General features: G+C 67.6%; 1 protein-coding gene. It reads left to right on the top strand.

Annotation, left to right across the window (positions count from 1 at the left end):
* A partial coding sequence (locus JS756_RS36350) for a SpnB-like Rossmann fold domain-containing protein (protein WP_205387527.1) occupies positions 1-352 on the top strand: 352 nt, incomplete at both ends.

Consider the following 352-nt stretch of genomic DNA (forward strand, 5'->3'; position numbering starts at 1 on the left):
GGAGTTGGCGGATGCGGCGGGGGAGTTGGTTGCGCGTGTCGAGTCGTTGACGTTGCGTGAGCCGGTCGGTGTGCTGTCGTCGGGGACGGCGGGAGGCCGGCACGACAACCTCTTCCAGACCGACTGGACGCCGATGCCTCATACGGCGTCGGTCACCCTGGAAGGACCGAGCTTCGGTGCTCGGCTTCCCGACGAACTGCCCGGCACCGTGGCCGAACCCGGAACTGACGTCCTGATCCGGGTGGAGCGCCCGGTGGGTGATTCGGCCGATGCCGCTCACCGGGTCACACAGAAGTTGCTCGCCCATGTACAGACGTGGCTTGCGGAGGAGCGGTTCGAGGGTGCGCGGCTT

This window comes from Streptomyces actuosus, assembly GCF_016921115.1.
In the GTDB taxonomy this organism is placed as follows: Bacteria; Actinomycetota; Actinomycetes; order Streptomycetales; family Streptomycetaceae; genus Streptomyces; species Streptomyces actuosus_A.